Origin of the sequence: Pollutimonas bauzanensis (genome assembly GCF_900129885.1) — a bacterium.
GTDB classification, from domain to species: Bacteria; Pseudomonadota; Gammaproteobacteria; order Burkholderiales; family Burkholderiaceae_B; genus Pollutimonas; species Pollutimonas bauzanensis.
Genome location: NZ_FQXE01000005.1, coordinates 190,206 through 213,346 on the forward strand (window position 1 = coordinate 190,206; position 23,141 = coordinate 213,346).

The following is a 23,141-nucleotide window of genomic DNA, read 5'->3' on the forward strand; positions in this document are numbered from 1 at the left end:
CCGGGGCTATCGCTGCTCGGCGTCGGGTTCGCGCAGCATGCTTTGCATGTCGGCCGCCAGCAGCTCATTCATGCGTTCGCTGCTTTCCCTGCTGGCGACAATGAAGCGTTCCTCGTCGCCCCAGACCTGGGCCAGCGACTGGAACATGTTTTCATCATGGCGGCGGAACAGCCGCGCCGCGCGCGCCGCCTGGCTGTCCCTGAAACCCAGGGCCTTGAGCGCCTCGGCGCCCAAAGTGAGGCCCGCCTCGAAGGTTTCGCGTTCGACCACATGGGCGCCTTTGTCCAGCAGGCGGTAGGCGTGGCGCCTGTCGTAGGCCCGGGCGAAGATTTTCAGGTTGGGGAAGTGCCGCGCGGCTATCTCGACCAGTTTTTCGGCCTGGTCCCTGTCGTCGATGGCGACGATCAACAGCCGCGCATCGGCGGCGCCGGCGGCCCGCAGCAAGTCCAGCCGGGTGGCGTCGCCGTAGTACACCCGCCGGCCGAAGCGGCGCACCAGCTCCACCTGCTCGGCGCTGGAATCGAGGGTCGATGTCTTGAAGCCATTGACGATCAGCAGCCGGGCGGCGATCTGGCCAAAGCGCCCGAATCCGGCGACGATGGCGTCGGGGCGCTGGTCGAAGGCATCGTTGCCCGGTTCGGGCGCGGACGACAGGCCGCGCGAACACCAGCGCTTGTAGCCGAGCAGCGTGAGCGGCGTGAGCGCCATGGAGATCGCCACGGTGGCGGTCGTCAGCGCCGAAATCCCGGCCGGGATGATGCCCGAGGCCGCGGCGATGCCCAGCAGCACGAAGGCGAATTCACCGCCCTGGGCGAGCGCCACGGCGGTGAGCACCGCCGCGCGGCCTTCCACATGGAACACGCGGGCGACGATATAGATGACTACCGTCTTGATGGCCATCAGGCCGATGACGAACGCGGCGAGCAGCAGGGGCTGCGCAAGGGCCAGCCTCAGGTCTATGCTGGCGCCTATCGATATAAAAAACAAGCCCAGCAGCAGCCCGCGGAAGGGTTCGATATCGCCTTCCAGTTCGCGCCTGAATTCGCTGTCGGCCAGCACCACGCCGGCCAGGAAGGCGCCCAGCGCGGGCGAAAGGCCGACGGCTTCCATCAACAGGGCCACGGCGATCACCAGCAACAGCGCCGAGGCGGTGAAAATCTCGCGCGAGCGCGTCGCGGCGATAAAGCGGAAGGCCGGGCGGGTCAGATAGCGGCCCGCGACGATGATCAGCATCACCGCGGCAAGAATGGCCAGGGCCTGCATCCAGGCGGGAAAGCCCGCCAGTATGCCATGTTCGGGCGCCGGCGCGGCGCCGCTGCCCATGGTGAGCAGCGGCAGGGCGGCGAACATCGGTATGGTGGAAACATCCTGGAACAGCAGGATGCCGAAAGCCGCCGAGCCGGCGGCGGTGTGCATCAGGCCTTTTTCCTCGAAGGTCTGCAGCACGATGGCGGTCGATGACAGCGCCAGGATGAAGCCCAGCGCGACGGCGCTGCGCCAGTCCAGCCCGCAGGCCAGGCCGGCGCCCGCCAGGGCGAGGCCCGTGGCCAGCACCTGGCTGCCGCCCAGGCCGAAGAATACTCCGCGCAGCTTCCATAGCATGGCGGGGCGCACTTCCAGCCCGATAAGAAACAGCATGATGACGACGCCGAATTCGGCAAAGTGCATGACGCCGGTCTGATCCCCCACCAGATGCAGGGCGAAGGGGCCGATGACGGCGCCGGCCATCAGATAGCCCAATACCGAGCCCAGGCCCAGCCGCTTGGCTATGGGCACCGACACGACGCCGGCCGTCAGATAGACCAATGCCAACAACATCAGGCTGCCAGCTTGCATGAATATAAGCTCCTCGCGGGTCGTGTCCGGGTCGCGGTATCGCCCGGTCCGGTGCTCCCCGCCGCTGATTTTCGCGTGATAAGGGCGGGGGCGTTGTAAGCAAATGTTGATCCGGGCCGCGGGCATCCAGGGGCGCGCGGGCCTGGCATGCCGTTTGCTGAAGGAGACCTCGCACGCTACCGAGCGAGAGCCCCAACGACAAGGAGACATCCATGGCAACGCCCAAGAAACCTCAGCAACCCCCGCCGCGCAAGCCGGTCGCGGTGGACAGCGCTTTTGGCAATACCGACAGCGGGCCCGCCACCGCGCCGCCGCGCCCCGCGAAAAAGGAGAAGGAAAAGGCCGCCGTCGCCAAGGCCGCCGATGTGGGCGACATGTCGGCCGCAATGCCCTACAACCCCACCAAGGCGGCCGAGCATGGCTACGAGAACGCGCTGGCTCCGCAGCCCGGGGCGGTGGTGCAGGCGCCTTCGCGCGAGGCCACCGGCAGCACCCTGTCGGAGAAGAACCGGACCGAAAAGTATGGCGAAGAGGCGGCCGCCGGCGTCAATGCGACGATAGGTTCGCTGCAACGCGTGCGGGCCGACGCGCAAGACCAGCCCCTGACCACCAACCAGGGCGTCAAGATTTCGGACAATCAGAACTCCTTGAAAGCCGGCTTGCGCGGCCCCGCGCTGCTCAAGGATTTCATTCTGCGCGAAAAAATCACCCATTTCGACCATGAGCGCATCCCCGAGCGGGTAGTCCACGCGAGGGGCTCGGGGGCGCATGGCTATTTCGAATGCTATGAACCGCTCACAGATCTCACGCGCGCTTCGCTGTTCGCCGAAAAAGGCAAGATCACGCCGGTATTCCTGCGCTTTTCCACGGTGGCGGGCGAGCGCGGCTCGAAAGATACCGCGCGCGATGTGCGCGGCTTCGCGGTCAAATTCTACACGGACGAGGGCAATTGGGACCTGGTCGGCAACAACATGCCGGTTTTCTTCATCCAGGACGCCATGAAATTCCCCGACCTGGTGCATGCGGTCAAGCCCGAGCCGCATCACGCCATGCCGCAGGCCGCCTCGGCCCACGACACCTACTGGGATTTCGTGTCGCTGACGCCGGAATCCACCCACATGCTGATGTGGCAGATGTCGGACCGGGCGATTCCGCGCAGCTTTCGCATGATGCAGGGGTTTGGCGTGCATACCTTCCGCCTGGTGAATGAGCGGGGCCAGTCCGTCTTCGTCAAATTCCACTGGAATCCGGTGCTGGGCACCCATTCCCTGGTGTGGGACGAAGCGGTCAAGATATCCGGCGCCGATCCCGATTTCAACCGCCGCGATCTCTGGGAAGCCATCGAAGCGGGGGATTATCCCGAATGGGAGCTGGGCATACAGACCTTTACCGAGGAACAGGCCGACGCCTTCAGCTTCGACGTGCTGGATGCCACCAAGATAGTGCCCGAAGAACTGGTGCCGGTCGTGCCGGTGGGGCGCCTGGTGCTCAACCGCAATCCGGACAATTTTTTCGCCGAGACCGAGCAGGTGGCGTTCTGTGCCGCGCATGTCGTGCCCGGCATCGATTTCACCAATGACCCCTTGCTGGCGGGGCGCATCCATTCTTATATCGATACGCAGATCACCCGGCTTGGCGGGCCGAACTTCCATGAATTGCCGATCAACGCCCCGCTGGCCCCGGTGCAGAACAACCAGCGCGACGGCATGCACCGCCAGGCCATACACCGGGGCAAGGTTGCCTACGAGCCCAATTCCCTGGCGGGCGGCTGTCCGTTCCAGGCAGGCACGGCGGGCTTCGTGTCCTTTCCCGAGCCTGTCGTGCAGGACGAAGTGCGCGGCAAGCCGGAGAAATTCGCCGAGCACTATGCCCAGGCCACTTTGTTCTATGCCAGCCAGACCGACAGCGAGAAAAAGCATATCGCGGACGCCTTCCGCTTCGAGCTGAGCAAGGTCACCGTGCCAGCCATCCGCCAGCGCATCGTGTCGATGCTGCGCAACGCTTCCGAAGAGCTTGCGGCCACCGTGGCGCAAGGCCTGGGCATGGAACTGCCGCCGGCCATGCCCAGGGCCATGCCCGATCCTCCCAAGCCGGAAGTGACGGTGTCGCCGGCGCTGTCGCTGACGGCGCGGCCGGGCGATGGTGGCATACGGACGCGCAAGATCGCGATTCTGGTGGCCGACGGCATAGACGGCCCCTCGGTATGGACCCTGGCCGACGCCTTGCAGGCGGCCGGCGCCGTAGTGCGGCTGGTGGGGCCGCGCATTGGGCCGTTCGAGACCTCGGACGGCAAATGGGTGGATGCCGATGCCTCGATCGAGAATCAGCCCGGCGTCTTGTTCGACGGCGTGGCGGTGCCCGACGGCAGCGAGGCCATCGCCACCCTGGTGTCCGACGGCAGGGCGCGGGAATTCATGCAGGACCAGTTCCGCCACTGCAAGACCATACTGGCGCTAGGCGGCGCCACGGCATTGCTCGAGGCGGCCGGCATCGCCGCGGATGCGCAAGATCAGCCGGGACTGCTTACGGCGGACAAGGCCGACGGCGGCACGGTGGCCGAATTCATAAAGGAATTGGGCAGGCACAGGCATTTCGCCCGCGAGACGGATCCGCCAGCCGTCTAGTGTCCTGTTTGTATGGCGCGCCCAGGCGCCGAAGGTGAGTATTCGAATTAGCCAAATAGGACTCTGGTATGAGAGGCGAAAGAATGCCGAAGCGCGCGGCCGGCAGCGCGGGGGAATCGACGGGCCACGGGCTGGGCGACGTGCTGGCGGACTCGCCCGCCGGCGATCCCGGTCCGGTATTGCGCCGCCTTGTCGACGCTGGCCTGGACCGCCTGCCTTTGCCGGGAGCCGGCCATACCCTGGACCGGTGGCGCGCCCTGGCGCAGGTGGCGGCGCACGACCTTACCCTGGCCAAGCTGTACGAAGGCCATACCGATGCGCTGGCCATCCTGGCCGAGCTGGGCGGCGCGCCTTTTTCCACGGATTCAATATGGGCGGTATGGTGCGCGGAGATGCCAGACGCGCAACTGCGGATTTTCGACATGCCCACGCCGCCTCTGTGCAAAGCCGGCCAGAGGGTCCGCGTCGGCGGGCGCAAATCGTGGTGTTCCGGCGCGCAGGCCGTGACGCATGCGCTGGTCAGCGCGCGCGACGGGCAAGACCGGCAATGCCTGCTGGCCGTCGCGATGGACCAGCCCGGCGTCAGCGTTACCCAGGAGGGCTGGCAGGCCGTGGGAATGCGCGACTCGGGCAGCGTGGATGTGCTTTTCGATGATGCGCAAGGGACGCTGGTCGGGCTTGCCGGCGAATACACCGGCCGGCCGGGCTTCTGGCACGGGGCGGCGGGCATAGCGGCCTGCTGGTATGGCGCCATGGCGCGCATCGCCGGCTACCTGCGCCATGGCAGCCGGCATGGCGACCCTTATCGCCTCGCGCATCTGGGCGCGGTGGACGCGGCCGTCTGGGGCGCCGCGCAGGTCTTGCGGCAGGCGGCGGGGGAGATCGACGCCCATCCCCTGGACTCCTGCAAGCTGCAGGTGTTTCGCGCGCGCCTGGCGGTCGAGGCGGCGGCGCATGATGTGATGGAGCGCGCGTCCCGGGGATTGGGCGCGGGCCCCTTATGCCGCGATGCGGCCTACGCGCGGCTGATGGCGGACCTGCCGGTTTTCGTCCGGCAAAGCCATGCGGAACATGATCAGGCCATCCATGGCAGGCAGGTGCTAGAGGCGCCGCAGACGCTATGGGAGCTGTGAAGCCATGAATGCCGGCTACTTCGACAAGCTCTACCACGCCGATCCCGACCCGTGGAAAGTCCGCAGCTCCTGGTACGAGCAGCGCAAGCGCGCGCTCCTGATGGCGGCCTTGCCGCGCCAGCATTATCGGCGCGCCTTCGAGCCGGGCTGCGGCGCCGGCGACCTGACGCTATGCCTGGCCGATCGCAGCGCCGAGGTGCTCGCCTGCGATTATTCGGCCGCGGCGGTGTCGCTGGCGCGCGGCAGGCTAGCCGCAAGCGGGAATGTGCGGATCGAGCGCCGCGCCATGCCCGGCGAGTGGCCCCCGGACGCCGCCGGCAAATTCGACCTGATCATAATCAGCGAGCTGGCTTATTACCTCGATGCGGCCGGGCTGGCGAAACTGGCCGCGCTGTGCGAGGCGTCGCTGGCGGCGGGCGGCGACCTGGCGGCCTGCCATTGGCGCCACCCGTTCCATGACCGGCTGCAAAGCAATGCCGCTATCCATGCGGCCTTCCAGGCGCGCGCCCCGCTCGGGCGCCTGGCGCGGCATTCCGAGGCGGATTTCCTGCTGGAGGTCTGGCGCAAGGGCGCCATCCGCGGCGGCGCGGGGATGGCGGCATGATAGGCGTATGCATCCCGGTCCACAATGAAGAAGAGCGCATGGCGCCTTGCCTGGAGTCGGTGCTCGCTGCGGCCGCGCATCCGGCGCTGCGCGGCGAGAGCGTGGCCATCGCCGTGGTCCTGGATTGCTGCGACGATAGTTCCTTGCGCATCGCCGGCCGCTACCCGGTGACCGTCCTGGAGTGCCGCGCCCGCAACGTGGGCATCGCCCGCGCGCTGGGCGCCATGCATTTATTGTCCGCCGGCGCGCGCTGGCTGGCCTTCACCGACGCCGACACGCGCGTGTCGCGCAGGTGGATACAGGCGCAGCTTTCGCTGAAGGCGCATGCGGTCTGCGGCACGGTCACGGTCGAGGACTGGCACCTCTACGGCCCGGACGCGCAGCTGCTGCGCGAGGGCTTCGAGGCGGCATACCGGGATGCCGACGGGCACCGGCATGTGCATGGCGCCAACCTGGGCGTGAGCGCCTGGGCCTACCGGCAGGCCGGCGGGTTTCCGCCCCTGGCCTGCAGCGAAGACCAGGCCCTGGTCGACGCGCTGCTGCGGGCCAATATCCAGATAGCCTGGAGCGCCAGGCCCAGGGTGCGCACCAGCGCCCGCCGCGACGCCCGGGCCAGCGGCGGCTTCGGCGACTATCTGGCGCAGCTGCTCGCCGGCCGCCTCCTCACCCTTTAGGCCTATGGCCGCAACCCCGCGACTAGCCATTTATGCCTAGCCGCCTAGTCACACTGCCTCCGGCGAATGACTCTTAGACGAATGGCCTCCGGCGCCCGCGGCGCCTAAGCTTGTGGCATAGGATTGTTCCCCGTCTATAGAGGCTATCGTGGCAACTAACAACAAGCAGCTCTCCGTGCTGGTCAGCAGCACATTCGCCTTCACCATTTGCTTCGCCATCTGGATGATGTTCGCGGTATTGGGCGTTCCGCTCAAGACTCAACTGGGCCTGAACGAGACCGAATTCGGCCTGCTGGCGGCCATGCCGGTGCTGACCGGTTCATTGGTGCGCGTGCCCCTGGGCATCTGGACCGACCGCTACGGCGGCCGCGTAGTGTTCTTCTGGCTGATGGTGGTCTGCGTGGTGCCCATCTATTTGCTCGCCTATGCGACCGAATTCTGGCATTTCCTGGTCCTTAGCCTGTTCGTCGGCCTGGCCGGCGGCTCGTTCTCGGTCGGCACGCCTTATGTTGCGCGCTGGTACGAACAGGAGCGGCGCGGCCTGGCCATGGGAGTCTTCGGCGCCGGCAATTCGGGCTCGGCGCTGACCAAATTCGTGGCGCCGGCCATCATCGCCGCCTACGGCTGGCAGATGCTGCCCAAAGTCTACGCCGTCGCCATGCTGGCCACGGCGCTGATTTTCTGGGTTTTCTCCTACACCGACCGCTCGCACCAGCCAGAGAAAGTCACGCTGGCCGAACAGATCAAGGTGCTGAAGGACCCGCGGGTCTGGCGCTATTGCCAGTATTACTCGGTGGTGTTCGGCGGCTATGTCGGCCTGGCGCTGTGGATGACCAAATACTACGTCAGCGAATACGGCTTCGACCTGCAGCTGGCGGCGCTGCTGGCCGCCTGCTTTTCCCTGCCCGGCGGCGTGCTGCGGGCGATAGGCGGCTGGATATCCGACAAATACGGCGCCTATAAGGTCACCTGGGCCGTGATGTGGGTGTGCTGGGTCTGCTTCTTCCTGCTGTCCTACCCGCAAACCAGCATGATCATCAAGACCGTGGGCGGCGATGTGGCCGTGCATATCGGCCTCTCGCCCTGGTTCTTCACCGCGCTGATGTTCATCGTCGGGATCGCGGTGGCCATAGGCAAGGCATCCGTGTTCAAGTTCATCGGCGACGATTTCACCGACAACATCGGCGCGGTTTCCGGCGTGGTGGGCCTGGCTGGCGGCCTGGCCGGGTTCGTGCTCCCCATCATGTTCGGCGCCCTGGTCGACCTGACCGGCGTGCGTTCCAGTTCCTTCATGCTGATGTACGGCACCGTATGCGTGTCCTTGATATGGATGCATTTTTCTTTCAAACCCCAGCGCAAAGCCTTGGCGATAGAGGCCTGAGCAAAACCCGCCCCGCGCGGCAGGTCCGCGCGGGCGCCGCAATCAGGAGAAACAGATGAGCACTCATGTACTTCATCAATGGGAGCCCGAAGAAAAACACTTCTGGCTCAGCAAAGGAAAATCGGTCGCCAGGCGCAATTTGTGGATATCCATCCCGGCGCTGCTGCTGGCCTTCGCGGTCTGGATGGTATGGAGCGCCGTGGTCGTGAACTTGCCGAGCATAGGCTTCCAGTACAGCACCAACCAGCTGTTCTGGCTGACCGCCTTGCCCGGCCTGTCGGGCGCGGCGCTGCGCCTTTTCTATTCCTTCATGGTGCCCATCTTCGGCGGGCGCAAGTGGACCACGATTTCCACCGCCTCCCTGCTGATTCCCGCCATAGGCATAGGGCTGGCCGTGCAGAATCCCGAAACCAGCTATCCGACCATGCTGATCCTGGCCCTGCTGTGCGGTTTCGGAGGCGGCAATTTCGCCTCGTCCATGGCCAATATCAGCTTTTTCTACCCGAAGGCGGAAAAAGGCTATGCGCTGGGCATGAACGCCGGCCTGGGCAACCTGGGCGTATCGGTGGTCCAGTTCCTGGTGCCGCTGGTGATCACCGCCGGCATCTTCGGCGCGCTCGGCGGCGAACCGCAGGTCTGGACCCGGGGGGCCGTCACCAAGAGCCTCTGGCTGCAGAATGCCGGTTTCATCTGGGTGCCCTTCATACTGCTCACGACCGTGGCCGCCTGGTTCGGCATGAACGATATCGCCTCGGCCAAGGCGTCTTTCGCCGACCAGGCGGTGATATTCAAGCGCAAGCATAACTGGCTGATGTGCTGGCTTTATATCGGCACTTTCGGCTCCTTCATCGGCTACTCGGCCGGCTTTCCCCTGCTCATCAGGACGCAGTTTCCCGATCTGGTCGCCCTGGACTACGCCTATCTCGGCCCGCTGGTGGGCGCGCTGACCCGTGTGATCGGCGGCTGGGTTTCCGACAAGCTGGGCGGGGCGGTGGTCACTTTCTGGACCTTCATCGTCATGATCGCCGCCGTGTTCGGCGCCATCGCCTTCCTGCCGGGCGATGGCGGCGCGGGCAACTTCTGGGGCTTTTTCTGGATGTTCATGCTGCTATTCGCCGGCACCGGCGTCGGCAATGCGTCCACCTTCCGCATGATCCCGGTCATTTTCATGACCGAGAGGCTGCGCGCAGCCGCCGGCAAGGGCCCGGCCGCCGAGGCGGCGGCCATCGTCGATGCCAACAAGGAAGGCGCCGCGGTGCTGGGCTTCACGTCGGCGATCGCGGCTTTCGGCGCCTTTTTCATACCCAAGAGCTACGGCACCTCGATAGCGCTGACGGGCGGGCCCCACGCCGCGCTGTGGTGCTTTATCGGCTTCTACGTTACCTGCGTCGCCATCACCTGGTGGTTCTATTCCCGCAAGAACGCCGATATGCCTTGCTGATCGTCCTTAAGCCGTTTTAATCACCGGCGCCCGCGGTCCGGGCGCCAGTTTGGAGACACCATGAGTCACTTTCTAGACCGTTTGAAATTCTTCAGCAAGACCACGGAGACCTTTTCCAACGGACACGGCGCCGTCGTCAAAGAAGACCGTACCTGGGAAAATGCCTACCGGCAGCGCTGGCAGCACGACAAGATCGTGCGTTCCACCCACGGCGTGAACTGTACGGGGTCATGCAGTTGGAAGGTCTATGTAAAGAGCGGCCTGATCACCTGGGAAACGCAGCAGACCGATTACCCGCGCACCCGTCCCGATCTGCCCAACCACGAGCCGCGCGGCTGTCCGCGCGGCGCCAGCTATTCCTGGTACGTCTATTCGGCCCAGCGGGTGAAATACCCCATGGTGCGCGGCCGCCTCATGGACATGTGGCGCCAGGCGCGCCAGACCATGGACCCGGTCGCCGCCTGGGAATACATCAGCCAGGATCCGGTGCGCGCCAAGCAGTACAAGTCGATACGCGGGCTGGGCGGCTTCGTGCGCGCCACCTGGGATGAAGCATACGAGATCATGGCCGCCGCCAACGCCTACACGGTCAAGAAATTCGGCCCCGACCGCATCATCGGCTTCTCGCCGATTCCCGCCATGTCCATGGTCAGCTATGCCTCGGGCACCCGCTACCTGAGCCTTATCGGCGGCGTGGCGCTGAGTTTCTACGACTGGTATTGCGACCTGCCCCCCGCCAGCCCGCAAGTCTGGGGCGAACAGACCGACGTGCCGGAATCGGCCGACTGGTACAACTCCAGCTACCTGCTGGTGTGGGGCTCGAATGTGCCCATGACGCGCACGCCGGACGCGCATTTCTATACCGAAGTGCGCTACAAGGGCACCAAGACCGTGGCCGTATCCCCGGACTTCGGCGAAATGGTCAAGTTCGCCGATATCTGGCTGGCGCCCAAGCAGGGCACCGACGCGGCGCTGGCGATGGCCATGGGTCACGTGATCCTCAAGGAATACCACGCGACCGGCGCATCGGCGTACTTCCGCGAGTACGCCAAGCAATACACCGATTTCCCCATGCTGGTGCTGCTGAAGCAGAAGAACGGCGCGCTGGTGCCGGAATACTTCCTGCGCGCCTCGCATCTGGCCAACAACCTGGACGAAACCAACAATCCCGAATGGAAGACCCTGCTCATAGACGAGGCCTCGGGAGACATCTGCGCGCCGGCGGGCTCCATCGGCTTTCGCTGGGGGGAAGCCGGCAAGTGGAACCTGGAAATGAAGACCGGCACGGGGGACCGGCCCATAGATCCGCGCCTGTCGCTAATCGATAGCTGCGATGAAGTGCTGCCGGTGGGCTTCGCCTATTTCGGCGGAAAGGACGCCAGCGACATGCTGCTGCGCCATGTGCCGGTCAAGCGCGTGCAACTGGCCGACGGCGCCACCGCCCTGGTCGCCACGGTATACGACTTGACGCTGGCCAACTACGGCGTAGACCGCGGCCTGGGCGGCGGCAATGTCGCCCGGGATTTCGCCGACGATGTGCCGTACACGCCGGCCTGGCAGGAAAAGCATACCGGCGTCAAGCCGGCCGATGTGATCACCGTGGCCCGCCAGTTCGCCGATAACGCCGACAAGACCCGCGGCAAGAGCATGGTGATCGTCGGCGCCGGCCTGAACCACTGGTATCACATGGACATGACCTACCGCGGCATCATCAATATGCTGATGATGTGCGGCTGCGTCGGCCAGTCCGGCGGCGGCTGGGCGCATTATGTCGGCCAGGAAAAACTGCGGCCGCAAACCGGCTGGACGCCGCTGGCCTTCGGGCTGGACTGGAACCGCCCGATGCGCCAGATGAACGGCACCTCGTTCTTCTATGCGCACACCAGCCAGTGGCGCCACGAAAAGCTGCATGCGGCCGAAATCCTCTCGCCCTCGGCCAACGGCAGCATGGCCGACCTGGCGCTGATCGACTACAACGCCAAGTCCGAGCGCATGGGCTGGCTGCCCTCGGCGCCGCAGCTGGAAACCAACCCGCTGGACGTGACCCGCGCCGCCCGGGAAGCCGGCCAGGATGCCGCGCAGTATGCCGTCGGGCAGATCAAGGCGGGCAAGCTGAATTTTTCCTGCGACGATCCTGACAACCCGGCCAATTTCCCGCGCAATATGTTTGTCTGGCGCTCGAACATCCTGGGCAGCTCGGGCAAGGGGCACGAGTATTTCCTGAAGTACCTGCTGGGCACCCAGAATGCGGTGCTGGGCGACGAGGCGCATTGCGTCAAGCCCAGGGACGTCAAGATGCGCCCGGCGGCCGAAGGCAAGCTCGATCTGCTGGTGGTGCTCGACTTCCGCATGTCCACCACCTGCCTGTATGGCGACGTCGTGCTGCCTACCGCCACCTGGTACGAGAAGGACGACCTGAACACCTCCGACATGCATCCCTTCATCCATCCGCTGTCGGAGGCCGTGCAGCCGCTGTGGCAATCGAAGTCGGACTGGGAAATCTACAAAGGCCTGGCCAAGAAATTCTCTGAAATAGGCGGGGACTACCTGGGCGTCCAGCAGGACCTGATCCTGACGCCGCTGATGCACGACACGCCGGGGGAACTGGGCCAGCCCTTCGATCCCAAGGACTGGCGCGCCGGCGAGTGCGAGCCCGTGCCGGGCAAGACCATGCCGGCCATGACCGTCGTGGAGCGGGATTACCGCGACATCTACAAGAAATTCACATCGGTCGGGCCGCTGCTGGAAAGCATAGGCAATGGCGGCAAGGGCATAGCCTGGAAAACCGGACACGAAGTGGACGTCTTGCGCGGCGTCAACCAGGTGGTCACCGAAGAGGGCGTATCGAAAGGCCAGCCGCGCCTGGACACCGCGATCGACGCCGCGGAAATGATCCTGTCCCTGGCGCCCGAGACCAACGGCCACGTGGCCGTCAAGGCCTGGGCCGCGCTGTCCAAGATAACCGGGCGCGAACACACCCATCTGGCCCTGCCCAAGGAACACGAATCCATTCGCTTTCGCGACGTGCAGGCGCAGCCGCGCAAGATCATTTCGTCGCCCACCTGGTCGGGCCTGGAAAGCGAAGAGGTCAGCTACAACGCGTGCTATACCAACGTCCATGAGCTCATCCCGTGGCGCACCCTTACCGGGCGCCAGCAGTTCTACCAGGACCACCTGTGGATGCGCGATTTCGGCGAAGGCCTGTGCGTGTACAAGCCGGCCATCGATACCAAGACCACGGCCTCGATGCTGGGCGCCCAGCCCAATGGCAACAAGGAAATCGCCCTGAACTGGATCACGCCGCACCAGAAATGGGGCATCCATTCCACGTATTCGGACAACCTGCGCATGCTGACCCTGTCGCGCGGCGGCCCGCACGTGTGGCTCTCGGAAACCGACGCGAAGTCGGCCGGGATCGTCGACAACGACTGGCTCGAAGTCTTCAATGTCAACGGCACGCTGGCGGTTCGGGCGGTGGTCAGCCAGCGCGTGCCCGAAGGCATGATTCTGATGTACCACGCCCAGGAGAAAATCATCAACATGCCCGGCGCCGAGATCTCCGGCAAGCGCGGCGGCATCCACAACTCGGTGACCCGCACAGTCCTCAAGCCGACCCACATGATAGGCGGCTATGCGCAGCTGTCGTATGGCTTCAATTACTACGGCACCGTCGGCTCCAATCGCGACGAATTCGTGCTGGTGCGCAAAATGAAGAATGTGGAATGGCTGGAAGGCCCGTTGAAAGTCGAGGCATAAGGAGAAGAAATGAAAATCAGGGCGCAAATCGGCATGGTGCTGAACCTGGACAAGTGCATCGGCTGCCACACATGTTCAGTCACCTGTAAAAATGTGTGGACCAGCCGCGACGGCGTGGAATATGCTTGGTTCAACAATGTAGAGACCAAGCCGGGCATAGGCTATCCGAAAGAATGGGAAAACCAGGATAAATGGAATGGCGGCTGGCGCCGCAACGCCGCCGGCAAGATAGAACCGCGCCAGGGCGGCCGCCTGAAGATTCTTGCCAATATCTTCGCCAACCCGAATCTGCCGCAGATCGACGAGTACTACGAGCCCTTCACCTACGACTATGAGCGGCTGCAGAATGCGCCGCTGTCGGAAACGCCGCCCACGGCGCGTCCGATCTCGGTCATCACGGGCAAGGTCATGGACAAGATCATCTGGGGTCCCAACTGGGAGGACGACCTCGGCGGCGAATTCGCCGCGCGCAGCAAGGACAAACTGTTCGACAACATGCAGAAGGAAATGTACGGCACGTTCGAGAACACCTTCATGATGTATCTTCCGCGCCTGTGCGAGCATTGCCTGAATCCGGCCTGCGTCGCGTCCTGCCCCTCGGGCTCGGTCTACAAGCGCGCCGACGACGGTATCGTGCTGATAGACCAGGACAAATGCCGCGGCTGGCGCATGTGCATTTCAGGCTGCCCCTACAAGAAGATCTACTACAACTGGTCTTCCGGCAAGGCGGAAAAATGCACCTTCTGCTATCCGCGCATCGAAGCCGGCCAGCCCACGGTGTGCTCGGAAACCTGCGTGGGACGCATCCGCTACCTCGGCGTCCTGCTGTACGACGCCGACAAAATCGAGGCGGCGGCATCGGTGGCCGACGTGCAGGACCTCTACGAAGCGCAGCTCGATGTATTCCTGGACCCGCACGCTCCCGAAGTGATCGAGGAGGCCCGCCGCCAGGGCATACCCGATTCCTGGCTGGAAGCGGCCCGCAAGTCGCCCGTGTACAAAATGGCGAAGGAATGGAAAATCGCTTTTCCGCTGCATCCGGAATACCGCACCTTGCCCATGGTCTGGTATATCCCGCCGCTGTCGCCCATCCAGGCGGCGGCCGAATCCGGGAAATTGGGCCTGAACGGCATCATCCCGGACACCCGCAGCTTGCGCATACCCGTGCGCTACCTGGCCAACCTGCTGACGGCCGGCAAGGAAGCGCCGGTCGTCACCGCGCTGGACCGCATGCTGGCGATGCGGGCCTATATGCGCAGCAAGATCGTCGACAAGGTGGAAAACCTGGCGGTGCTGCAGCAGGTCGGCCTGAGCGTGGCCGAGGTCGACGATATGTACCGCATCCTGGCGCTCGCCAACTACGAGGACCGCTTCGTCATTCCCAGCAGCCACAAGGAAATGGTCGAAGACAGCTTCAACGAGAAGGGCTCCTGCGGCTTCACTTTCGGCAATGGCTGCTCGGACGGCGTCAGCGAGCCATCGCTGTTCGGCAAGAAAAAGCATGGCTCGGAGATCTTCGTGTCCATGCCCAAGTCCCGCAAGAAACGCACAGAAGAGCTGGTCTAGACTAGGAAACCTCATGCAACACTTCCATATATTATCCACGCTGCTGCTTTATCCCGAGCCGGAATTGCTCGACAGCCTGCCTGAACTCGAAGCCGAGCTGCTGAACTCCCCGCAGCTGTACGCGCCGCTGCGGCCCTTGCTGGACGCCCTGGCGCATGGCGAGCTGATCGCATTGCAGGAGCGCTATGTCTCCACCTTCGATCGCAACCCCTCGCATTCGCTGCATCTGTTCGAGCATATCCACGGCGAATCGCGCGACCGCGGGCAGGCCATGGTGGACCTGATGCAGGAATACAGGAAACACGGCCTGGAAATGACGGGCACCGATTTGCCCGATTTCGTGCCCCTGTTCCTGGAATTCCTGGCGCAGGTGGAGCCCGCGCAGGCGCAGCGGCTGCTGGCCGATGCCGTGCACGTGCTGGCCCACATAGGGCGCAAGCTGGCCGCCAACGGCAGCCCCTATTCGGGAGTTTTCGATGTGCTGCAGCAACTGAGCCCGGTCGCCGCCGAAGAGCTGGCCGAGCCGCCGGTGCGCGACATGGATGAGGCGCTGGAAACCTTCGGCCCCGGCGCCGATGGCGTCGAGCCCTTGCTGGCGGTGCGCGTCCCCGCCGTGCAAACCGTCAAGTTCTACCCCAAAGGATAGGAGTGCGCATCATGGAATATCTACACCAATTCGTCTTCGGCATCTACCCCTATATTGCGCTGGCCGTCTTCCTGCTGGGCAGCCTGGTGCGCTTCGACCGTGAACAGTACACCTGGAAATCCGACTCCAGCCAGGTCCTGTACGCCGGCAGCCTGCGTACCGGCAATATCCTGTTCCACGTCGGCATCCTGGGCCTGTTCTTCGGCCACATGGCCGGCCTGCTGACGCCTGTATGGTTCTGGGACGCCCTGGGCGTGGAGCATAGCGTCAAGCAGCTGGTGGCGATGGTGGCCGGCGGCATCATGGGCGGGCTGTGCCTGGTCGGCCTGCTGATCCTGCTGGTGCGCCGCTTCTCCAATCCGCGCATCCGGGCCGTCACCACGCTCAAGGACAAGGTAGTCGTGCTGTGGATACTGGCCACGCTGCTGCTGGGCTTGTCGTCCATCTTTGTTTCCGCCGGCCATATGGACGGGCACATGATGGTGCTGTTGATGACCTGGGCCCAGCATATCGTCACCCTGCGCGGCGACGCGGCTTCCTTCATCGTCGATGCGCCCCTGGTATTCAAGCTGCACCTGTTCATGGGCATGTCCCTGTTCGTGATCTTTCCCTTCACGCGCCTGGTGCATGTCTGGAGCGGCTTCGGCGCCGTCACCTATCTGGGCCGCGCTTTCCAACTGGTGCGCCCGCGCTGAGCCTGGCGTACAGGAGATCATCATGAGCATTTCAGTCAACGGCGTCGAAATCACCGACTCGGCCATCGAACGCGAGCTGCCGCGCCACCGGCAGGCCAAGCACCCGATCAAGCAGGCGCTCGACGAGCTGGTCCTGCGCACCTTGCTGCTGCAGGAGGCCGAACGCCTGGGCATCGCCGCCGAGAGCGACGATGCGCGGATCGAAGCCCTGCTGGCGCGCGAGCTGCGGGTGCCCCAGCCCGACGAGTCGGCCTGCCTGACCTTCTACCGCAACCAGCCGGCCCTGTTCACCCAGGGGGAACTGGTCGAAGCGCGCCATATCCTGTTCCAGGTCACGCCGTCCGTCCCCCTGGACCTGCTGCGCGAGACCGGCGAGGCCATACTAGCGGAGCTGCGCGCCCGTCCCGAGCGCTTCGGGGAACTGGCCCACAAGTACTCCAACTGCCCATCCGGCCGGGATGGCGGCAAGCTGGGGCCCCTGGTGCGCGGCCAGACCGTCCCCGAATTCGAGGATTTCGTGTTCCGCCTGGCCGAAGGCGAAATGGGCAAGGGCCTGCTGGAGACCCGTTTCGGCCTGCATATCGTGCAAGCGACGCGCCGCGTCGAGGGCACGCTGCTGCCTTTTGATCTGGTGCGCGCGCAGATCTCCGACCGGCTGGGCACGCAGTCGTGGCAGCGCGCCGTGCACCAGTACCTGAAGATCCTGGTCGGCCGGGCCGACCTGCAGGGAGTCACGCTGGAAGCAGCGGATACGCCGCTGGTGCAATAGGCCGGCGCCTCATCGAAGGCAATATTGAAGGCGGCAGGCCATGAATGACATTGAAAAACTGGTTTGCGGCTATCACCGCTTCCAGCAGCAGTATTTTTGCGACCATCACACGCTGTTCGACAGCCTGCGCGAGTCCCAGAGCCCGACCACGCTGGTGATAGGCTGCTGCGATTCGCGCGTCGACCCCATGCTGCTGACGGGCAGCAAGCCGGGCGAGCTGTTCGTGGTGCGCAATATCGCCAATCTGGTGCCTCCCTGCACCGACGACGCCTCGCCGGGCGTCAGTTCCGCCATAGAGTTCGCCGTCTGCATCCTCGAGGTCAAGCGCATCATCGTGCTGGGGCACGCGCGCTGCGGCGGCATCCGGGCATTGCTGGCTCCGCCGGAAATCGCGGCCGAGACCAGCTTCGTCGAACGCTGGATGCGCATTGCCAAGCCGGTGCGCGACAAGGTGCTGCGCGAAATGGCGCATGCCTCCTCCGAGGCCAGGCACAAGGCCTGCGAAATGGCGAGCATTCTGCATTCCCTCGACAATCTGCTGACCTATCCCTGGCTCAAGCAGCGGGTGCAGGAAGGGCGCTTGATACTGCATGGCTGGTATTTCGATATTGGAAGCGGCGCGTTATTGGCGTATTCTTCCAGACAACAGGAATTCCTGCCTTTGGTCTGTCCGCCGGACGCGCCGGCGAAAGTCCGCGCCCAGGCGCCTGTCGGCGAGGAATCCTGAACGGGTATACACCTGCTGAAAATGGCGTAAGCTGCTATACATGATTCTTCCTACCTTCCTGCATGCGTGGCGGCAACTTTCCACCAAGATCGTCAGCTTGTTGCTGGGGTTTCTGGCGCTGGCCCTGATGACCATAGGCGTCACGCTGTTCCTGTCCTGGCAACTGGAGGGCAGTTCGGCCGCCATCAATGAAACGGGCAGCCTGCGCATGCAGAGCTACCGCCTGTCCATGGCCCTGGCCAACTGGGTGGACACCGCGCCGGCCCAGGAGGAAGCCCGCATACGCGTGGACAGGGAGCTGCGCGCGGTGGAAGCCAAGTTTGCCCTGATCAAGAAGGGCGACCCGCAGCGCCCCTTGTTCCTGCCGCCGGAAGCCGAAATTCATGACAAATTCGAGGAAGTGTCGCGGCAATGGCATCAAGGGCTGCTGCCGCTGGTCAATACGATGCTGGGACAGCAGGGCGCCCTGCGGCGCGCCAGCTGGGAGCAGTACCACCCGCAGGTGGATGGCTACGTGGCGCAGGTGGATGATCTCGTCAACCTGATAGAAAAAGACAGCGAAAAACGCACGGTCTGGCTGCGCTCCTCGCAATTGGTGCTGGTGGCATTCGCGCTCGTCGGCACCGTCGTCGTCATCTACCTGATGTTCCTGCTGATCATCCAGCCGGTCACGCGCCTGCACGAGGGCATGCGGCGCATGACGCAAAAGGATTTCAGCGTGCGCCTGCCGGTCGAGAGCCGGGACGAGTTCGGGCGCATGAGCGAAGGCTTCAATCTCATGGCCGACCGCCTCGAGGGTTTGTACAACAGCCTGGAAAGCCGCGTCCAGCAGAAGACCGCGGCGCTGGCCGACCAGAACCGGGAGCTGGCGCTGCTCTACGATATCGCCGCCTTTCTGCAAGTGCCGCGCCCCGTGGAGGCCATTTGCGAGGGCTTCCTGGACCGCATCTGCCAGTTTTTCCGGGCCGACGGCGGCCTGGTGCGCGTGCTGGAGCCGCTGCGCGGCAACCTGCACATGGTGGTGCACAAAGGGATTTCCGACGCCATGGTGGAAGCCGGCCACAATCTGAAGCTGGGCTCCTGCCTGTGTGGCCGCGCCGCCCTGCAAGGCACGTCGGCGGTGCACAATCTGCGCGCCATGGACGCGATCCCGCCCCTGCTTTGCCAGCGCGAAGGCTTTTGCACCGTATCCCTGTTTCCCATCTACGCCCGCGACCAGCAGCTCGGCTTTTTCAATTTGCATTTCCGCCAGGCGAGAAGCTTCAGCAGGCATGAGGGGGACTTGCTGGCCACCCTCGGGCAGTTGCTAGGCGTGGCCATAGAAAACCTGCGCCTGGCCGCGCGCGAGCGCGAAATGGCCATCTCCGAGGAACGCAATATGGTGGCCCAGGGGCTGCACGACAGTATCGCCCAGGGGCTGACCTTCCTGAACATCCAGGTACAGCTGCTGGAGGATTCCCTGCACAAGGGGAATTTCGAGGAAGCGGTCCAGATCGTGCCGGCGCTGCAGGCCGGCGTAAAGGAAAGCTACGAGGACGTGCGCGAATTGTTGTTGAATTTCCGCAGCCGCCTGGTGGAGGGGGACCTGGTGCGCTCCCTGGAGGCCACGGTCGGCAAGTTCCGCGACCTGACGGGCATCACCACGGAGTTCCTGGCCGATGTCGATGGCGCGCCGTTTCCCAGCGAGCAGCAGCTGCAGATCCTGTTCATCGTGCAGGAGGCGCTGTCCAATATACGCAAGCACGCCATGGCCAACCACGTCGCCATCAGCCTGGCCGACCGCCAGGATTTTTCCTTGACCATCCACGACAATGGCATAGGCTTCGATGTCGAAACCGTCAAGCAGAAGGGCGCCAGCCATGTGGGCCTCGATATCATGCGCGAGCGGGCCCAGCGCCTGCACGCGCGATTCGATATCGCTTCCAGGCCGGGCGCGGGCACCACCGTGGTGCTGCACCTGCCCAGCAACAGGCGCCTGGCGGCGTGATTTTCCGGAAACCAGGAAACCCCATGGATAAACCGACTTCCCCGATCAGCGTGCTGCTGGTCGATGACCACAAGCTGTTTCGCAGCGGCATCCGCTCCCTGCTGCAGCGCCATGCCGATTTCGTCGTGGTCGGCGAGGCGGCCGAAGGGCTGGAAGGGGTCAAGCGGGCCCGCCAGCTGCTGCCCGACGTGATCCTCCTGGACTTGAACATGCCGGGCATTTCGGGGCTGGAGACGCTGCAGCTGATACTGCAGGAATGCCCGGCCGCCGCAGTGATCATGCTGACGGTATCGGAGGACGCCGAGGACCTGACGGCCGCCCTGCAGGCCGGCGCGCGCGGTTATCTCGTCAAGAATATCGATGCCGACTTCCTGGTGCGCGCGATCCGGCGGGCCGCGGCGGGAGAACCCGTCATCGCCGAAACAATGACGGCCAAGCTGGTGGCGCAATTGCGCGGCGAAGGCGCCGCGCCGCCCGCCGCGGCGCCGGCCGGGCTGGACAAGCTCACCCCGCGCGAGAAAGACACGCTTGCCTGCCTGGCGCGCGGCGAAAGCAACAAGATGATCGCCCGCTCACTGGATGTCTCCGAAAGCACGGTGAAAATCCATGTGCAGAGCATACTGAAGAAACTGGAACTCTCCAGCCGCGTACAGGCCGCCATATTCGCCGTGGAGCACGGCGTGGTGCCGGGAAAGGGCGAGACCCGCGCTTAACTTCCCGGGCTGCCGGTAATGGGCAGCACGATGCCGGTGATGTAGCTCGAGCATGCCGCCGAGGCCAGGAACACATAGGCCGGCGATATCTCCTCGGGCTGGGCCGGCCGCCCCAGCGCCGTCTTGCTGCCGAACGACTTGACCTTCTCGGCCGGCTGGTCCGCCGGATTCAGCGGCGTCCATACCGGCCCCGGCGCCACGGCGTTGACGCGTATGCCTTTGTCGGCCAGATTGGCCGCCAGCGACATGGTGAACGCATGGATGGCGCCCTTGGTGGCCGAATAGTCCAGCAGTTTGGCGCTGCCCTGCAAGCCGGTCACCGAGCCGGTGTTGACTATGGCCGCGCCTTCCTTCAAGTGGGGCAGGGCTGCGCGCGCCATATGGAAATAGCCATATATATTGGTTCGCAGCGTTTCATCCAGGCGCTCTTCGGTAATGTCGAGCAGGGATTCGGCGTGTTCCTGGAAGGCGGCGTTGTTGACCAGGATATCGAGCTTGCCGAAGGCCTGCACCGTTTGCTCGACCGCAGCCCGGCAGAAGCCGGGGTCTTTCACGTCGCCGGCGATCAATATGCAGCGCCGGCCTTCCGCCTCGATATGCCGGCAGGTTTCCTGCGCGTCGCTGTGTTCATTCAGATAAACCACGGCAACGTCCGCTCCTTCCCGGGCGAAGAGCACGCCGACGGCGCGGCCTATGCCCGAATCGCCCCCGGTGATGATGGCCGACAATCCTTCCAGCTTGCCGCTGCCTTTGTAGGCGGGCGCCTCGAACTGCGGCGCCAGTTCCAGGTCTTCTTCCAGGCCGGGCTTTTCCAGGTGCTGGGCGGGCATCGGCGGCTCGGGATGCGCGCGCGCGCCGGTCTGCGCTGCCTTGCCCGGCGCCGCGCCCTGGCCTGGCTTCTTTTCCTCGTCGCGCCTATCCTGTTCTTGCTGAATAGTGCGCTGCTTTTGCGCGGTGCCGCTGGCGTCCGTGCTGGGATGGTCTTTTTCCGGGGTCATGGATGGCTTCCTTTTCAGAGAGTTCCGCGGCGCTGGGCCGCTGGGCGCAAGGCGCATGCAGCACATCGTGTGCCCGGCGAGCCGGCTCGCCGCCGCGGTCCGGCCCCGGAAATGATATGTTTCCAAAGGCGCCGCCCTCGCGGGCGCGCCGCCTGATAGAATTTCCAGCATGCCCAGCCGCGATGAGGAAATGCTAGTCGATCGCCTGCGCCTGGCGGCCTTGCCGCTCAAGGCGCCGGGGGATCTCGATCCCCTGATCGGGGCTATTGGCGAGGCGCGCTACATACTGCTGGGCGAGGCGTCGCATGGGACGCACGAGTTCTATACGTGGCGCGCCGAAATCACCAAGCGCCTGATTGTCGAAAAACAGTGCTCATTCATCGCCGTCGAAGGCGATTGGCCGGACTGTTATCGGCTGAACCGCTATGTGAAGGATATGCCCGATTCGGGCGACAGCGCCGAGCAGGTCCTGCACGCTTTCGACCGTTGGCCGACCTGGATGTGGGCCAATCGCGAAGTCGCCGCGCTGGCCGAATGGCTGCGCGAGCACAACCGGGGGCTGCCGGCCGCGGCGCGGGTAGGGTTCTACGGCCTCGATGTGTATTCCTTGTGGGACTCGATGGCGGCCGTGGTGGAATACCTGGAAGGCGTCGACCCGGCGTTCGCCCGCGAGGCGCGCGCTGCCTACCTCTGCTTCGAGCCTTATGGCGAAGACGTCCAGGCCTATGCGCGGGCGACGGCGCTGGTGCCCGCCTCGTGCGAGGACGAGGCGGTGGCCGTGCTGCAGGCCCTGCGGGCCAGGGCGCCGGCGTATTGCAAAGACGGCCGCGAGGCCTACTACAACGCCGAGCAGAATGCGCTGATCGCCACGGGGGCCGAGCGCTATTACCGGGCGATGGTGCGCGGCGGGTCGATGTCATGGAATGTGCGGGACCGCCATATGGTGGATACGCTGGAGAGGCTGATGAGCCATCATGGGCCCCGGGCCAGGGCCATCGTATGGGAGCACAATACCCACGTGGGCGACGCCCGCTATACGGACATGGCGGCGCACGGCATGGTGAATGTCGGGCAATTGCTGCGTGAAAGCCATCGCCAGGCCGGCGAGGTGTTCCTGGCGGGGTTCGGCACCCATGGCGGCACGGTGCTGGCCGGCTCCCATTGGGGGGCGCCCATGCAGAAAATGCGCATGCCGGATGCGCGGGCGGGCAGCCTGGAGGATCTTCTGCACCGGGCGGGCATCCCGGCGTCCGGGACAGCCAGCGCCGCGGCGGGCGGCGGCGACATGCTGCTGGTGTTCGAACCGCGGGCCGACGGCGGGATAGCGGGCTTGGACCGCGCCATCGACCACCGCGCCATAGGCGTCGTCTACAACCCCGGCGCGGAGCGGTGGGGCAACTATGTCCCCACCCAGCTCGCCCGGCGCTATGACGCCTTCCTGTTCGTGGACCGCACGCGCGCGCTGCATGCGCTGCACATGCCCTTGCAGGGCGGCCCCGATCTGCCGGAAACCTATCCCAGCGGCATGTAGCTTATTTCTTTTCCCCAGAACGGTTGTCGACGGGCGCGCCGCCGCAGCAAGGGCGGCCGC

At 64.7% G+C, this 23,141-nt stretch carries 17 protein-coding genes; 15 read left to right on the plus strand and 2 right to left on the minus strand.

The window, feature by feature from the left end:
• Positions 1-6: 6 nt before the first annotated feature.
• Positions 7-1,836, minus strand: coding sequence for a monovalent cation:proton antiporter-2 (CPA2) family protein (locus BUB23_RS11400; protein WP_073103244.1), 1,830 nt, complete (start codon positions 1,834-1,836; stop codon positions 7-9).
• Between the two features lie 212 nt (positions 1,837-2,048).
• Here BUB23_RS11400 and BUB23_RS11405 point away from each other — a divergent pair, with 212 nt between their 5' ends.
• From BUB23_RS11405 to BUB23_RS11470, 14 genes are all read left to right on the plus strand, one after another.
• On the plus strand, positions 2,049-4,460 hold the full coding sequence (locus BUB23_RS11405) for a catalase (protein WP_073103245.1): 2,412 nt from the start codon (positions 2,049-2,051) through the stop codon (positions 4,458-4,460).
• A gap of 83 nt (positions 4,461-4,543) precedes the next feature.
• Positions 4,544-5,593, plus strand: a complete 1,050-nt coding sequence (locus tag BUB23_RS11410; protein ID WP_073103246.1) for an acyl-CoA dehydrogenase family protein — start codon at positions 4,544-4,546, stop codon at positions 5,591-5,593.
• 4 nt (positions 5,594-5,597) lie between these two features.
• Complete coding sequence (locus BUB23_RS11415) at positions 5,598-6,197, plus strand: class I SAM-dependent methyltransferase (protein WP_073103247.1); 600 nt, start codon at positions 5,598-5,600, stop codon at positions 6,195-6,197.
• Positions 6,194-6,871 (plus strand): glycosyltransferase family 2 protein, encoded by a 678-nt coding sequence (locus BUB23_RS11420; RefSeq protein WP_073103248.1) that lies wholly within the window; start codon positions 6,194-6,196, stop codon positions 6,869-6,871. Before BUB23_RS11415 ends, BUB23_RS11420 begins: the two co-directional genes overlap by 4 nt.
• A gap of 148 nt (positions 6,872-7,019) precedes the next feature.
• Positions 7,020-8,252, plus strand: coding sequence for an MFS transporter (locus tag BUB23_RS11425; protein WP_281255555.1), 1,233 nt, complete (start codon positions 7,020-7,022; stop codon positions 8,250-8,252).
• Between the two features lie 55 nt (positions 8,253-8,307).
• On the plus strand, positions 8,308-9,693 hold the full coding sequence (locus BUB23_RS11430; RefSeq protein ID WP_073103250.1) for a NarK family nitrate/nitrite MFS transporter: 1,386 nt from the start codon (positions 8,308-8,310) through the stop codon (positions 9,691-9,693).
• Positions 9,694-9,753: 60 nt separating this feature from the next.
• On the plus strand, positions 9,754-13,449 hold the full coding sequence (locus BUB23_RS11435; RefSeq protein WP_073103251.1) for a nitrate reductase subunit alpha: 3,696 nt from the start codon (positions 9,754-9,756) through the stop codon (positions 13,447-13,449).
• Positions 13,450-13,458: 9 nt separating this feature from the next.
• A complete protein-coding gene (narH, locus tag BUB23_RS11440) occupies positions 13,459-15,015 on the plus strand; it encodes a nitrate reductase subunit beta (protein WP_073103252.1) in 1,557 nt (518 codons plus the stop codon).
• Positions 15,016-15,028: 13 nt separating this feature from the next.
• Positions 15,029-15,661 carry a nitrate reductase molybdenum cofactor assembly chaperone gene (gene narJ, locus BUB23_RS11445; RefSeq protein WP_073103253.1) on the plus strand — a complete coding sequence of 211 codons (633 nt, stop codon included), beginning with the start codon at positions 15,029-15,031 and terminating at the stop codon, positions 15,659-15,661.
• An 11-nt stretch (positions 15,662-15,672) separates the two neighbouring features.
• Entirely contained in the window at positions 15,673-16,356 is a 684-nt protein-coding gene (narI, locus tag BUB23_RS11450) for a respiratory nitrate reductase subunit gamma (protein ID WP_073103414.1), read from the plus strand.
• A gap of 22 nt (positions 16,357-16,378) precedes the next feature.
• Positions 16,379-17,125, plus strand: a complete 747-nt coding sequence (locus BUB23_RS11455; RefSeq protein WP_073103254.1) for a peptidylprolyl isomerase — start codon at positions 16,379-16,381, stop codon at positions 17,123-17,125.
• Between the two features lie 40 nt (positions 17,126-17,165).
• The gene (locus BUB23_RS11460; RefSeq protein WP_073103255.1) at positions 17,166-17,852 is read left to right on the plus strand and encodes a carbonic anhydrase; all 687 of its coding nucleotides are present in this window, start codon (positions 17,166-17,168) and stop codon (positions 17,850-17,852) included.
• Positions 17,853-17,892: 40 nt separating this feature from the next.
• On the plus strand, positions 17,893-19,839 hold the full coding sequence (locus BUB23_RS11465; protein ID WP_073103256.1) for a type IV pili methyl-accepting chemotaxis transducer N-terminal domain-containing protein: 1,947 nt from the start codon (positions 17,893-17,895) through the stop codon (positions 19,837-19,839).
• 23 nt (positions 19,840-19,862) lie between these two features.
• Complete coding sequence (locus BUB23_RS11470; protein WP_073103257.1) at positions 19,863-20,552, plus strand: response regulator; 690 nt, start codon at positions 19,863-19,865, stop codon at positions 20,550-20,552.
• Here the strand turns inward: BUB23_RS11470 and BUB23_RS11475 are convergent.
• Positions 20,549-21,550: an SDR family oxidoreductase gene (locus BUB23_RS11475; protein ID WP_073103258.1), complete on the minus strand. Its 1,002-nt coding sequence runs from the start codon at positions 21,548-21,550 to the stop codon at positions 20,549-20,551. The two genes, BUB23_RS11470 and BUB23_RS11475, sit on opposite strands and share 4 nt — an antisense overlap.
• Positions 21,551-21,719: 169 nt before the next feature.
• On the opposite strand from BUB23_RS11475, the gene BUB23_RS11480 reads away from it, so the two are divergent.
• A complete protein-coding gene (locus BUB23_RS11480; RefSeq protein ID WP_218598956.1) occupies positions 21,720-23,081 on the plus strand; it encodes an erythromycin esterase family protein in 1,362 nt (453 codons plus the stop codon).
• Positions 23,082-23,141: the final 60 nt, after the last annotated feature.

Bases quoted from the DNA above. Each gene is read 5' to 3' on its own strand.
- BUB23_RS11415 (WP_073103247.1), top strand. From the start codon at position 5,598: ATGAATGCCGGCTACTTCGACAAGCTCTACCACGCCGATCCCGACCCG.
- narI (WP_073103414.1), top strand. From the start codon at position 15,673: ATGGAATATCTACACCAATTCGTCTTCGGCATCTACCCCTATATTGCG.
- BUB23_RS11475 (WP_073103258.1), bottom strand. From the start codon at position 21,550: ATGACCCCGGAAAAAGACCATCCCAGCACGGACGCCAGCGGCACCGCG.
- BUB23_RS11435 (WP_073103251.1), top strand. From the start codon at position 9,754: ATGAGTCACTTTCTAGACCGTTTGAAATTCTTCAGCAAGACCACGGAG.
- BUB23_RS11460 (WP_073103255.1), top strand. From the start codon at position 17,166: ATGAATGACATTGAAAAACTGGTTTGCGGCTATCACCGCTTCCAGCAG.
- BUB23_RS11430 (WP_073103250.1), top strand. From the start codon at position 8,308: ATGAGCACTCATGTACTTCATCAATGGGAGCCCGAAGAAAAACACTTC.
- BUB23_RS11400 (WP_073103244.1), bottom strand. From the start codon at position 1,836: ATGCAAGCTGGCAGCCTGATGTTGTTGGCATTGGTCTATCTGACGGCC.
- narH (WP_073103252.1), top strand. From the start codon at position 13,459: ATGAAAATCAGGGCGCAAATCGGCATGGTGCTGAACCTGGACAAGTGC.
- BUB23_RS11480 (WP_218598956.1), top strand. From the start codon at position 21,720: ATGCCCAGCCGCGATGAGGAAATGCTAGTCGATCGCCTGCGCCTGGCG.
- BUB23_RS11455 (WP_073103254.1), top strand. From the start codon at position 16,379: ATGAGCATTTCAGTCAACGGCGTCGAAATCACCGACTCGGCCATCGAA.
- BUB23_RS11410 (WP_073103246.1), top strand. From the start codon at position 4,544: ATGCCGAAGCGCGCGGCCGGCAGCGCGGGGGAATCGACGGGCCACGGG.
- BUB23_RS11405 (WP_073103245.1), top strand. From the start codon at position 2,049: ATGGCAACGCCCAAGAAACCTCAGCAACCCCCGCCGCGCAAGCCGGTC.
- BUB23_RS11420 (WP_073103248.1), top strand. From the start codon at position 6,194: ATGATAGGCGTATGCATCCCGGTCCACAATGAAGAAGAGCGCATGGCG.
- BUB23_RS11470 (WP_073103257.1), top strand. From the start codon at position 19,863: ATGGATAAACCGACTTCCCCGATCAGCGTGCTGCTGGTCGATGACCAC.
- narJ (WP_073103253.1), top strand. From the start codon at position 15,029: ATGCAACACTTCCATATATTATCCACGCTGCTGCTTTATCCCGAGCCG.
- BUB23_RS11465 (WP_073103256.1), top strand. From the start codon at position 17,893: ATGATTCTTCCTACCTTCCTGCATGCGTGGCGGCAACTTTCCACCAAG.